This is a genomic window from Pseudorhodoplanes sp., from assembly GCF_059499825.1.
Map to the genome: position 1 here is coordinate 251307 of NZ_JCABZI010000018.1, position 12870 is coordinate 264176.

12 protein-coding genes are annotated in these 12870 nt (G+C 63.6%); 8 read left to right on the forward strand and 4 right to left on the reverse strand.

The genetic code is table 11. The features are described from left to right. Window positions 1-113 precede the first annotated feature (113 nt). The 8 genes from AC5I5I_RS22750 to AC5I5I_RS22785 all read left to right on the forward strand — a co-directional run bounded on the left by AC5I5I_RS22750 (window position 114) and on the right by AC5I5I_RS22785 (window position 7256). On the forward strand, window positions 114-1985 hold the full coding sequence (locus AC5I5I_RS22750) for a M3 family oligoendopeptidase (protein WP_495976878.1): 1872 nt from the start codon (window positions 114-116) through the stop codon (window positions 1983-1985). Between the two features lie 58 nt (window positions 1986-2043). After that, a complete protein-coding gene (locus AC5I5I_RS22755) occupies window positions 2044-2316 on the forward strand; it encodes an AbrB/MazE/SpoVT family DNA-binding domain-containing protein (RefSeq protein WP_495976880.1) in 273 nt (90 codons plus the stop codon). After that, on the forward strand, window positions 2313-2699 hold the full coding sequence (locus AC5I5I_RS22760) for a type II toxin-antitoxin system death-on-curing family toxin (protein ID WP_495976882.1): 387 nt from the start codon (window positions 2313-2315) through the stop codon (window positions 2697-2699). Before AC5I5I_RS22755 ends, AC5I5I_RS22760 begins: the two co-directional genes overlap by 4 nt. 69 nt (window positions 2700-2768) lie before the next feature. Further along, window positions 2769-4133, forward strand: a complete 1365-nt coding sequence (locus AC5I5I_RS22765; protein ID WP_495976884.1) for an ABC1 kinase family protein — start codon at window positions 2769-2771, stop codon at window positions 4131-4133. 92 nt (window positions 4134-4225) lie between these two features. After that, window positions 4226-4378, forward strand: coding sequence for an aa3-type cytochrome c oxidase subunit IV (locus tag AC5I5I_RS22770; RefSeq protein ID WP_495976886.1), 153 nt, complete (start codon window positions 4226-4228; stop codon window positions 4376-4378). A 27-nt stretch (window positions 4379-4405) separates the two neighbouring features. Continuing rightward, window positions 4406-5533: a Re/Si-specific NAD(P)(+) transhydrogenase subunit alpha gene (locus AC5I5I_RS22775; RefSeq protein ID WP_495976888.1), complete on the forward strand. Its 1128-nt coding sequence runs from the start codon at window positions 4406-4408 to the stop codon at window positions 5531-5533. A 12-nt stretch (window positions 5534-5545) separates the two neighbouring features. After that, window positions 5546-5854 carry a proton-translocating transhydrogenase family protein gene (locus AC5I5I_RS22780; protein ID WP_495976890.1) on the forward strand — a complete coding sequence of 103 codons (309 nt, stop codon included), beginning with the start codon at window positions 5546-5548 and terminating at the stop codon, window positions 5852-5854. A gap of 7 nt (window positions 5855-5861) precedes the next feature. Continuing rightward, a complete protein-coding gene (locus AC5I5I_RS22785) occupies window positions 5862-7256 on the forward strand; it encodes an NAD(P)(+) transhydrogenase (Re/Si-specific) subunit beta (RefSeq protein ID WP_495976892.1) in 1395 nt (464 codons plus the stop codon). A 74-nt stretch (window positions 7257-7330) separates the two neighbouring features. Here AC5I5I_RS22785 and AC5I5I_RS22790 read toward each other — a convergent pair whose 3' ends face one another. The 4 genes from AC5I5I_RS22790 to AC5I5I_RS22805 form a co-directional block, all read right to left on the reverse strand. Further along, window positions 7331-8845: a protein adenylyltransferase SelO gene (locus AC5I5I_RS22790; protein ID WP_495976894.1), complete on the reverse strand. Its 1515-nt coding sequence runs from the start codon at window positions 8843-8845 to the stop codon at window positions 7331-7333. A gap of 128 nt (window positions 8846-8973) precedes the next feature. Continuing rightward, complete coding sequence (locus AC5I5I_RS22795; protein WP_495976896.1) at window positions 8974-10749, reverse strand: c-type cytochrome; 1776 nt, start codon at window positions 10747-10749, stop codon at window positions 8974-8976. A gap of 119 nt (window positions 10750-10868) precedes the next feature. Next, complete coding sequence (gene hpaD, locus AC5I5I_RS22800; protein WP_495976898.1) at window positions 10869-11852, reverse strand: 3,4-dihydroxyphenylacetate 2,3-dioxygenase; 984 nt, start codon at window positions 11850-11852, stop codon at window positions 10869-10871. A 181-nt stretch (window positions 11853-12033) separates the two neighbouring features. Then, window positions 12034-12870 (reverse strand): aldehyde dehydrogenase family protein (locus AC5I5I_RS22805; RefSeq protein WP_495976900.1); only part of this gene is annotated, 837 nt, incomplete at its 5' end.

The window sequence follows — 12870 nt, forward strand, 5'->3', positions numbered from 1 at the left end:
TTGAAGCGCTTCGGACCGAAATCGTGACGTTATGGCGCCACCTGCACCGTTGCAGAACCGGGGCCGAGTCGCGATATGATGGCGGCCGACAAACAAGGTGAAATTACCCGTTCATGCCGCCAAAAGCCGCCGCTGACGCTCCCGCCGCGAAATCCCGCAAATCCGCTGTCCAGCCTGTCAAGAAGACCGGCGCGGCAGACCTCGGTCCATTGCCGGAATGGAATCTTGCGGATCTCTATCGCTCGATCGACGCGCCGGAATTCAAACGCGATCTGGATCGCGCCGAGACCGAGTGCACGGCGTTCGAGAAGGCCTACAAAGGCCGGCTCCAGGAACTTGCGGCCGGCGCGCATGCCGGACAATCGCTGGCCGAGCCGGTGCGGCGCTACGAGGCGATCGAGGATCTGCTGGGGCGCCTGCTCTCGTATGCGATGCTGGTCTATACTGGTAACACCGCCGACCCCAACATCGCGAAATTCTACGGCGACGTGCAGGAGCGCATCACCGCGATCTCGCTGCATCTGCTTTTCTTCGCGCTCGAACTCAATCGCATCGACGACGAACTGATCGAGCAGGCGATGGCCGATCCCGCGCTCGGTCACTACCGGCCGTGGATCGAGGACCTTCGCAAGGAAAAGCCCTATCAGCTCGACGACCGGATCGAGCAATTGTTTCATGAAAAGTCGGTCAGCGCGTCGTCCGCCTGGAATCGTCTGTTCGACGAAACCATTTCGGGTCTTCGCTTCAAGGTGAGCGGGCAAGAGCTTGCGATCGAACCGACGCTCAGCCTGCTGCAGGATACCGACGAGAAGAAGCGCAAGGCGGCGGCGGAAGCGCTGGCGGAGACGTTCAAGAAGAACGTGCGCACCTTTTCTCTGATCACCAATACACTCGCTAAGGACAAGGATATCTCCGACCGCTGGCGCGGCTTTGCCGACGTCGCCGATGCGCGCCATCTGTCGAATCGCGTCGAGCGCGAGGTCGTCGACGCACTGGTGTCGTCGGTGCAGGCGGCCTATCCGAAGCTGTCGCATCGTTACTACGCGCTGAAAGCGAAGTGGTTCGGCAAGGAGCGCTTGCCGCATTGGGATCGCAACGCTCCGCTTCCGGAAGTGAAGATGCGCACCATCCCCTGGCCGGAAGCGCGCGAGACGGTGCTTGGAGCCTACGGCACATTCTCGCCGGTCATGGCGAAGATCGCGCAGCGGTTTTTCGACGATCGCTGGATCGATGCGCCGGTGCGCCCCGGCAAGGCGCCGGGCGCTTTCGCGCATCCGACCGTACCATCGGCGCATCCATACGTGCTGCTCAATTATCAGGGCAAGCCGCGCGATGTGATGACGCTAGCGCATGAACTCGGCCACGGCGTGCATCAGGTGCTGGCGGCGCCCAACGGGCCGTTGATGGCGCCGACGCCGCTGACGCTCGCCGAAACCGCAAGCGTGTTCGGCGAGATGCTGACCTTCAAGCGGCTGCTGGGAATGATCGACAACCCGGTCGAACGCAAGGCGATGCTCGCGTCCAAGGTCGAGGACATGATCAACACCGTGGTCCGTCAGATCGCGTTCTACACGTTCGAGCGGCGCGTCCATACCGAGCGCAAGAACGGCGAACTCACCGCCGAGCGTATCGGCGAGATCTGGCTCGAAGTGCAGCGTGAAAGCCTCGGGCCGTCGATCGAATTGATGCCGGGCTACGAAGTGTTCTGGGCCTATATCCCGCACTTCGTCCATTCGCCGTTCTACGTCTACGCCTATGCCTTCGGCGATTGCCTGGTGAACTCGCTCTATGCGGTCTACGAGAAAGCGGATGCCGGATTTGCCGATCGCTATCTGGCAATGCTCGCTGCCGGCGGCACCAAGCACCATTCGGAATTGCTGAAGCCGTTCGGGCTCGATGCCCGCGACCCGCATTTCTGGCAGGGCGGGCTGGGGGTCATCGAGCGGCTGATCGGCGAGCTGGAGGCGCTGGATCGGACCGTGTGAGGTTGTTGTACGTTTTGTAAAACGGTGTTATACAGGGTGTTATACAGAATGTATGACGATGGAGGGCGCCGTGAACAAACCCGTCTCGAAAGAGCAAGTCGAGACCGAAGTGATCCAGATTCGGAAGATCGGTAATTCGGTCGGTCTGATTTTGCCGAAGGAATTGCTTGCGCGCCTGAAGTTGAAAGAGGGCGACAAGCTCCATCTCACCGAAGAGCCGGAACGCGGCTTCAAGCTCAGCCCCTACGATCCGAAGCACGCAGAGGCGATGCGGATCGCCCGGGAGGTGATGGACGAATATCAGGACACGTTCCGGGCCCTTGCAAAATGACCGAGCCGATTTGGCTCGAACGGGACACCATCATCGACATGCATTCCGAGCAGCTCGCCTTGTTCGGCGGGCCGAACGGGATTCGTGACGTGGGCATGCTTGAGTCAGCCTTGGCGCGGCCGCAAAATCGGTGGCACTACGGCGAATGCGACCTGGCGTCGCTCGCGGCGTCTTATGCATTTGGGCTGGCCCGCAATCACCCGTTCGTCGACGGCAACAAACGCATTGCCTTCCATTCGCTTGTCGTGTTTTTGCGATTGAATGGTGTTCCGTTTGCACCGGACCCGGCTCATGCCACCGCCATGATCCTCTCGCTTGCCGCCGGAGAGGTGGCGGAAGAAGGCCTGACGCGCTGGATCCGGGACAACTGGCCCGCGGCGTGACGGGCAACGGCTCTGCTGCGCAAACAGCGGCACTGGCAAGCGCTCCCGCGAATACCTAGCTCTCCTGCAATGTCGGATTCCGAAGCCAACCGTTTCTCAGCCCGCGCCCGCCGGTATGCCCGCGTGGGAACCGATGTCGGCGGCGTTGCCGCGCGGATCGCGGGCGCGCGGCTTTTCGGTCTCGATCTCGATCGCGGCAAGAATGCAGCCCAGCTTGCGGCCGCGCTCGGCGGGCTGAAGGGCCCGATCATGAAGGTGGCGCAGCTCTTGTCCACCATTCCCGATGCGTTGCCCGCCGAATATGCCGCCGAACTGACCAAGCTGCAGAGCGAGGCGCCGCCGATGGGCTGGGCCTTCGTCAAGCGGCGCATGATTGCGGAGCTGGGCGCCGACTGGCAATCGAAATTCGCTGAGTTCGAACACAAGCCGGCGGCCGCCGCATCGCTCGGGCAGGTGCACAAGGCGCGCGCGCATGACGGCACCTGGCTCGCATGCAAACTGCAATATGCGGACATGCAGTCGGCGGTGGAAGCCGATCTGAAGCAGCTCAACCTGCTGTTCGCGCTGCACCGGCGCATGGAGCCTGCGATCGATACCTCCGAGATCAACAAGGAGATCGGCGAGCGCATCCGCGAAGAACTGGATTACGAGCGCGAGGCCAAGCATGTTGCGCTGTATCGCGAGATGCTTGCGGATACGGATCTGATCCGGGTGCCGCGCGTGTGGTCCGAGCTCTCGACCTCCCGGCTTCTCACCCTCGACTGGCTTGAGGGCAAGCGCATGTTGTCTTTCAAGGATGCGCCGTTGGAAGACCGCAACCGGCTGGCGCAGGCGATGTTCACCGCCTGGTGGTTTCCGTTCAGCCGCTTCGGTGTCATCCATGGCGACCCGCATCTCGGCAATTACAGCGTGTTCGAGGACGGCGGCGTGCCCGGCGGGATCAATCTGCTCGATTACGGCTGTATCCGGATATTCCCGCCACGCTTCGTCGGTGGCGTGGTCGATCTGTATCACGGGCTGCGCGACAACGACGACGCGCGGGTGGTCCACGCTTATGAGACATGGGGCTTCCGCAATCTCACCCGCGAACTGATCGATATCCTCAATATCTGGGCGCGGTTCATTTATGGGCCATTGCTGGACGACCGGGTCCGCAGCATCGCCGATGGCGTCAAGCCGGGGGAATACGGGCGGCGCGAGGCCTTCCGCGTCCACCAGGCCCTGAAGGAGAAGGGGCCGGTGACGGTGCCGCGGGAGTTCGTGTTCATGGATCGCGCCGCCATCGGGCTCGGCGGCGTCTTCCTCCATCTGCATGCCGAACTGAATTTTTACCGCCTGTTCAACGAGGCGATCCAGAATTTCTCATTGTCGCAAGTGGCGGAGCGACAGTCCGCCGCGCTCGACCGGGCCGGCCTTCCGCTTCCGGCGGCCTGAGGATCACCGCCTGCTTGCGGCTTTCCTGCCGTTGCCCCCAAACCCCAATTGCGGTAACCGATAGTCCGAATTCTGTTTCCACGGGGACTTTGATGGCCGACCATAGCGAGGTTGCCTACACCACCGCCGACGGCAACGACTACAAGGAACACGAGCGGACCTATGAGACGTTCCTGACCTTGACGAAATGGGGCGTCATCAGTGTGGTGGTGATCCTCGTTCTGATGGCCTATTTCCTGGTCTGATGTCGGAATGTGCGGCCGGGGGGCCAAATGAAAATCGCGGTTGCTGCGGAGTCCGATAAGGCAGAGCCGCGTGTTGCGGGTACGCCGGAAACCGTCAAAAAATTGGTCGGGCTTGGTGCCGAGGTCGCCGTCGAGCCGGGCGCCGGGCTCAAGTCTGGCGTCGCCGATGCGGAATACGAAGCTGCCGGCGCGAGCCTTTCCAAGGATGCAGTCCGGGACGCCGATATCGTGCTCCGGGTGCGGCGTCCTCGCGCCGACGAAATCATCGACTACAAGCAGGGCGCCATCGTCGTCGCCCTCATGGACCCCTACGGCAACGATGCCGCGCTCAACGCGATGGCGAATGCGGGCGTGACCAGCTTCGCCATGGAACTGATGCCGCGCATCACCCGCGCGCAGTCCATGGACGTGCTGTCGAGCCAGGCGAACCTTGCCGGCTATCGGGCTGTGGTCGACGCCGCGGCGGAATATGGCCGCGCGCTTCCGATGATGATGACCCCGGCCGGCACCGTGCCGGCCGCCAAGGCCTTCATCATGGGCGTCGGTGTCGCCGGCCTGCAGGCGATTGCCACCGCGCGCCGCCTCGGCGCGATCGTGACCGCAACCGACGTGCGGCCGGCGGTGAAGGAGCAGGTGCAGAGCCTGGGCGCGAAATTCATCGCCGTCGAGGACGACGAATTCAAGCAGGCCGAGACCGCAGGCGGCTACGCCAAGGAAATGTCGAAAGAGTATCAGGCCAAGCAGGCCGCGCTGATCGCCGACCACATCAAGAAGCAGGACATCGTCATCACCACGGCGCTGATCCCCGGGCGGCCGGCGCCGAAGCTGGTTTCGAAAGAGATGGTGGCATCGATGCGGCCGGGCTCCGTCATTATCGATCTCGCGGTCGAGCGCGGCGGCAATGTCGAGGGCGCGAAGCCGGGCGAGGTCGTGACCGTCGACGGCGTCAAGATCGTCGGCCATCTCAACGTGCCGGGACGTCTCGCGGCATCGTCTTCGGCGCTCTATGCGAAGAACCTCCTGACCTTCCTCGAAAGCCTGATCGACAAGAAAGAGAAGAAGCTGGCGATCAACTGGGACGACGAGATCGTCAAGGGTACGCTGCTCACGCGCGACGGCAAGGTCGTGCATCCGAATTTCCAGCCGAAGGGCTGAGGGGCGCCACTCATGGACCATGTCGATCCCTTCGTCTTCCAGTTCTCGATCTTCGTGATGGCGGTTTTCGTCGGCTATTACGTGGTGTGGTCGGTGACGCCGGCCTTGCACACTCCGCTGATGTCGGTGACCAACGCGATCTCGTCCGTGATCGTGGTCGGCGCGCTGCTCGCCGTCGGGGTGCCGATCATCGAATCGGGTTCGATGATTGCGCGCATCCTCGGCTTCATCGCGCTGGTGTTTGCTTCGATCAATATTTTCGGCGGCTTCCTGGTCACGCAGCGCATGCTGGCGATGTACCAGAAGAAGGAAAAGAAGTGAGCGCGGCATGAGCCCCAACATCGCAGCGCTCCTCTATCTCGTCGCGGGTGTCCTGTTCATCCTGTCCTTGCGCGGGCTGTCGTCGCCGGAAACCAGCCGGCAGGGCAACACGTTCGGCATGGTGGGCATGGCGATTGCCATTCTCACCACGCTCGCCGCGCATCCGCCGTCCGGCGCGGTCGCATGGCTTTTCGTGATCCTCGGGATCGCCATCGGTGGCGGCATCGGCGCGGTGATCGCGCGCAAGGTGCCGATGACCTCGATGCCGGAACTGGTCGCGGCCTTCCATTCGCTGGTCGGCATGGCGGCGGTGCTGGTGGCGGCGGGTGCGCTCTATGCGCCGGCCGCCTTCGACATCGGCAGCGTCGGCGCCATCAAGGGCGCGAGCCTCGTCGAGATGTCGCTCGGCACCGCGATCGGCGCCATCACCTTCACCGGTTCGATCATCGCCTTCATGAAGCTGTCCGGCCGCATGAGCGGCGCGCCGATCATGCTGCCGGCGCGCCACGCCATCAATATCGGGCTGGCGGTGGCGATCGTGATCCTGATCGTCTGGCTTGCGCGAACCGAGAGCTACGCGGCGTTCTGGCTGCTGGTCGCAGCCTCGCTCCTGTTCGGCGTGCTCATCATCATCCCGATCGGCGGCGCCGACATGCCGGTCGTGATCTCGATGCTGAACTCGTATTCCGGCTGGGCCGCGGCCGGCATCGGCTTCACGCTCGGCAATTCGGCGCTGATCATCACCGGTGCGCTGGTCGGCTCGTCCGGTGCGATCCTGTCCTACATCATGTGCAAGGGCATGAACCGCAGCTTCATCTCGGTCATCCTGGGCGGCTTCGGCGGCGAGGTGGCGGGCCCTGCCGGTGGCGGCGAGCAGAAGCCGGTGAAGCTGGGATCTGCGGAAGACGCCGCCTACATCATGAAGAATGCCGGCAAGGTCATCATCGTGCCGGGCTACGGCATGGCGGTGGCGCAGGCGCAGCACGCGCTGCGCGAACTCGCCGACCATCTCAAGAAGGAAGGCGTCGAGGTCAAATACGCGATCCATCCGGTCGCGGGCCGCATGCCTGGCCACATGAACGTGCTGCTGGCGGAGGCCAACGTCCCCTATGACGAGGTGTTCGAGCTGGAAGACATCAACTCGGAATTCCCGCAGGCCGACGTGATCTATGTGATCGGTGCGAACGACGTGACCAACCCGGCCGCCGAAGACGATCCGTCGTCGCCGATCTACGGCATGCCGGTGCTGCAGGTGTGGAAGGGCGGCACCGTGATGTTCAACAAGCGCTCGCTTGCCTCGGGCTATGCCGGCATCGACAATCCGCTGTTCTATCGCGACAACACCATGATGCTGCTCGGCGACGCCAAGAAGATGACCGAGAACATCGTCAAGGCGATGTGAGCGCAATGCGGCGTATCGTTCGGATGCGCCGCATTTCCGCAGAGCGGGGCATTTAGATCAGCCGCTTACGAGGCTTACGTCCCGCAGAAGGTCTGGGTGACTTCCTCTTCCGGCTGCGGCGGCGCCGCGTAGCGCTCGAAGGCGGACTGGTCGTCATACGGTTTGGCGAGAACCCGGTTGAGCTCTTCGAACAGATCGAACTGCCCCAGCTCGGCCGCGGCGATCGCAGCTTCGACGCGATGATTGCGCGGAATGTATTTCGGATTGACGGCTTTCATCGCGGCGCTGCGCTCTTGCGGCGATTGCTGTTCGCGCGACAGCCGCTCGCGCCAGACAAACGCCCAGGCGTCGTAGGTCGCAGGGTTCGCGAACAGGTCGCGCACGCTATCGTCCGTTGCCGTGTTTCCGGCAGCATCACTCAGCGCGCGGAAGGTCAACGTGAAATCGGCGCCGCCTTCGGCCATGCGGGTGAGTAGATCGACGATCAGCGCTTCGTCGTCCGCGCGGGCGTCGAACAGGCCGAGCTTGCGCCGGAAACCCGTCAGATAAGCGGCCTTGTACGCCGTTCCGAACTGGCCGAGCGCTTCGTTCGCTTTCGCAAGCACAGCGTCACGTTCGTCCGAGAACAATGGAAGCAGGCATTCGCCCAGCCGCGCCAGATTCCATTGCACGATCGCGGGCTGGTTCTGATAGGCGTAACGTCCCTGCCGGTCGATCGAACTGAACACCTTGCGGGGATGATAAGCATCCATGAAGGCGCACGGCCCGTAGTCGATGGTTTCTCCGGCGATGGACGTGTTGTCGGTATTCAGGACGCCATGGATGAAGCCGATCTGCATCCATCGTGCGACGAGATCGGCCAGCCGCGCGCCAACGGATTCAAACAACGCCAGATACGGATCCGCAGCCGCCGCGGCCTCGGGATAGTGCCGGCTGATGGTATAATCCGCGAGCAGCCGCAGTCCCTCGATATCCTCGCGGGCCGCGAAATACTGGAAGGTGCCGACACGAAGGTGGCTGGACGCGACGCGTGTCAGCACGCCGCCCGGCAGCATGCGCTCCCGCAGCACCGGCTCGCCGCTGGTGACGGCCGCGAGCGATCGGGTGGTCGGCAGGCCGAGCGCGGCCATCGCTTCGCTGACAATATATTCGCGGATGACCGGTCCCAGCGCCGCACGCCCGTCGCCGCGGCGGGAGAAGCGCGTCGGGCCCGAGCCCTTGAGCTGGATATCGAAACGTTCGCCGGAGGGCGCGATCACCTCACCCAGAAGGACAGCGCGGCCATCGCCGAGTTGCGGAACGAAATTGCCGAACTGGTGACCCGCATAGGCCTGCGCGAGCGGCGCCGAACCTTCGGCAATGCGGTTGCCCGCGAGAACGGCAACCCCTTCGGGGCTCTTCAGGAATTCAGGATCCAGCCCCAGCGTCCGCGCCAGACCCTCGTTGAGCGCGATCAGTCGCGGGGCGGCAACCGGGGTCGGCTCGACGCGCTCGTAGAAGCGCTCCGGCAGCCTTGCATAGGTGTTGTCGAAAGCTATCCGGGCCGATGTGGCGCTTGCAGCTTCTGCATGGGGATCGGCGACTGACATCGGTTACAGATTGTCGCCACCGCCGCAAAAAACAAGCCCCGAACGCTGCGAGGCCGCAGGGTGTCGGCCCCGCAGTTCCGTTGCCGGAACGTCTGACGAAGGGCTATCTGGAGCGCTTCAATCCCGGCTCATTTCAGACCAAGCACGCGGCCATTGTCGGCGCCGCTGGACAACGGCTTGCTGCCCGCGGGCAGTCCATTCTGCTGCAGGATGAATGCTGCGAGATTCTGGTAGTCCGGCAAGGTCAGCGAGCCCGGCGCCGTCAGCGGCATCTTCGAATGCTCGAATGTGACGAGCGCGCCGAGCGTCTTGTTGCCCCAGGTTGCCGCAAAAGACGGCCCCTTCAGCGCAGGTCCGACACCGCCGCCGAGTTCGCTGCCGTGACAGCCCTGGCAATTGGCCTGGAACAGCGCCTTGCCCTTGCCGGCTTCGTCGGCGGTGTACCATCCATCACTGGTCGCAGTCGGCGCCTGTGCGACGCGTTGCGGAGCATCCTTTGCAGCGTCCGCCGGCGGGGGTGTCGCCGGCGCGGGGTTCGTCGTCACCGCGGGTGCCGTTGCGGGCGCGGGCGTCATTGCCGCTGAGGGTTGTGTCGGTGCGGGTGCTGATGTCGGTGCCGGAGCGGCGGTGACAGCAACGGGCTTCGCAGGAGCGGGCGTCACCGGTTTTGGCATGGCGGCCGGGCCGATCGCGCTCCGGATCGCCTGCACATTATCCGCGCGAACCGGCTGCGACGCGGTATTGCCCCAGCTGGTGCGCACATAATTGGCGATGTTTGCGATGTCGTCGTTCCGCAGGCTCGCGAAGGACGGCATCGCCATATATGCGCCGCGCGCCGGGACGCCGCCGAGCACGACCGAGAGCACGTCGGACGGATCGGGCGCCAGCACGACCGGATTTCCTGCAAGCGGCGGGATCGCACCCGGCATGCCGATACCCTTGGCCTGATGGCACGGCGCGCAATGACTAAGATAGAGATGCGCGGCCTTGTCGTTCGGCTTGAAGGATGAGGCGACAGGCGATGGCTTGCCGCGCGCGGGCTGGGACTTGAGATAGACCGCAATCGCCATGAGATCGTCGTCGGTCAGATAGGACAGGCTGTTGTGGACCACCTCGCGCATTGGCCCGACCGCAGTGGTCTTGCCCTTGACCGCGCCGCGCTTGAGAAAGGCGACGAGTTGCTTGTCACTGAACTTGCCGATGCCGCGCCGCAGATCGCTGGTGAGGTTCAGCGCGAACCAATGATCGACATGCGCGCCGGTTAGTTGCTCGCCGCGCTTGATGCCGCCCAGGATCGTTCGCGGCGAATGACAGGCGCCGCAATGGCCAAGACCTTCGACCAGATAGGCGCCGCGATTCCACTGCGCGCTCTTCTTGGGATCCGGTGCGAACGTGCCTTCGGTGAAATACAATTCGCGCCACGCCATCTGCGTCAGGCGAATGTCGAACGGAAACCGCAACTGATTCACATCGACGCGATTGCTGACCGGCTTCACGGTTCGCAGATAGGCGTAGATGTCGTCGACATCGGCGCGCGTCACCTTGGTGAAGAAGGTGTAGGGCATCACCGGATAGAGGTCCTGGCCGGCCTTGTTCACGCCGTCATGCATGGCCCGATAGAGATCGTCGGCGGTCCATTTGCCGATCCCGGTCTCGTCATCGGGCGTGATGTTCGGCGTGATCAGCGCACCGAACGGCGTGTCCATGCGCAGCCCGCCGGCAAGCGCCGGGCCGCCGGGCTTCGTGTGACAGGAAAAACAGTCTCCGGCGCGGGCGAGATATTCGCCGCGCTTGACCTGATCCGACACCGCGGCGGAAGCCGAACTTGCGGCAGGACTTGCCGCCGCGGCGAGCAGCACAACTGCCGCCGTGAGGATGCGGGGGACGGCAAGCGGCATGGGCATGCGGACTCTCCGGCTGACGGACCAGTCGGAGTATGCGGAGTCGCGAGACGTCCGCAACCCTTGTCGGAGAAAATGTCGCCTAGTCTTGACAGTCGGTGAACGGAATCCGTCGGCGTTCGCTACCGTGCGACGATCGGCTGCGCCTCCAGCGCGGGCTCCCTGACCGGCACGCCGGTGAAGGTCGAGCCTTCCTCAAACCAGGATTTCGGCGCCGGGTGGCCCCACAGCGTCTGGCGCTGCTTGTCCAGCAGCGTCCAGCGATAGGGTTCGAAGTCCGGGTCGACGGTCAGATAGTCCGAGGTGAAAAGCTCGACGCGGTGTCCGTCCGGATCGCGGATATAGAGGAAGAACGCATTCGAGATGCCATGGCGTCCCGGGCCACGCTCCATATTGTCGAGATAGCCGGATGACGCCATCACGTCGCAGATGTGCAGGATGTCGAGCGAGCTTGCGGTCCACACCCCGATATGATGCAGGCGCGGACCGGCGCCGTTGGTGAAGGCGAGGTCGTGGACATTGCCCTTGCGATGCATCCAAACCGCCCAGAGCTTCGGATCGGCCCCTTCGGTTTCGGTGTATTCGGTTAGCCGGAAGCCGAGTTCGGTGTAGAAATCGTAGGACGCCTGGACGTCCGGCGTGAAGCAGTTGAGGTGATCGATACGCTGGATGCGCGCGCCCTTGTACTCGGCATATTTGCGCAGCATGCAATCGGCCTGGTCCATCCTGAAATAGAAGTCGAGCGGCATGCCGAACAGGTCGCAGGTGCGCAGCGTCCGGCCCTGATGCTCGATCTCCGGAAACGACGTCGGGTAGCCCTTGTGCGCGAACCAGAAGGCGGCGCGGTCGAGATCCTCCTCGCTGGCGACCTTGAAGCCGAGCGCGGGGATCGTGGCGTCGGCCGACTTGCGCAGCACGATGGAGTGGTGATTGCGCTCTTCAACCGCGCGCAGGAAGATCGCGTCCTTGTCCTCGGCGGTCACCAGATAGCCGAGGCAATCGACATAGAAGGCGCGGGAGCGGGCAAGGTCGCGCACGCCGAACTCGACATGGCTGGCGCGGATGATGTTGAACGGCGGAGTGAAGTTCGGTTTGCGGATGGGCATGGTCTACTTCCTTTCCCTCTCCCCTTGGGGGAGAGGGTGCCGAGCCGCGTAGCGGCGAGGCGGGTGAGGGGTTATCGTTTGCAAATGTGAGCTAGTCCCCTCACCCGCCGCGCTTCGCGCGTCGACCTCTCCCCCAAGGGGAGAGGTGAAAGAGGAGAGGGCGTCGCTCCAGTCACGATCATCACGCTCCAATCTTCGGAATCTTGTGATTGTCGAGCGCGATCGCGATGTTCTTCGTCTCCATGTAGAAGTCGAACGAATAGTCACCGCCGTCGCGGCCGATGCCGGACGATTTCACGCCGCCGAACGGCGTTGGCAGGTGGCGGACATTCTCCGAATTCACCCAGATCATGCCGGCCTCCAGCGCCTGCGCCATTCGATGCGCGCGGCCGACATCCTTCGTCCAGAGATAGCCGGCGAGCCCGTAGCGCACGTCGTTGGCCAGCGCGACGGCTTCCTTCTCGTCGGCGAACGGGATCATGGTGAGGACCGGGCCGAAGATTTCTTCCTGCGCGATCTTCATGTCGTTGCGCGCATTGAGATAGAGCGTCGGCTCGACGAAATTGCCCTTGCCGCCATTGGCACGGCCGCCGCCGACCGCGACGGTAGCGCCGGCGTCGCGTGCGGCGCCGACATAGCTCAGAACCTTCTCGACGTGGCGCGGATGGATCAGCGGACCGATCTCGGTCGCGGCATCGAGCGGATGGCCGACCTTGATCTTCTTGACGCGCTCGGCGGCGCGCCTTGCGAACTCGTCATAGATCGAGGCCTCGACCAGTGCGCGGCTGGACGAGGTGCAGCGCTCGCCGTTCAGCGAGTAGATCATGAACAGGCACGCATCGAGCGCACGGTCGATATCGGCATCGCCGAACACGATCACCGGGTTCTTGCCGCCGAGCTCGAAATGCACGCGCTTCAGCGTCGCAGCGCCCTGCCGCATGATCGCGGAGCCGGTGGCGCTTTCGCCGACAAAGCCGATCGCCTTGATGTCGGGATGTTCGGTCAGCGCCTTGCCGGC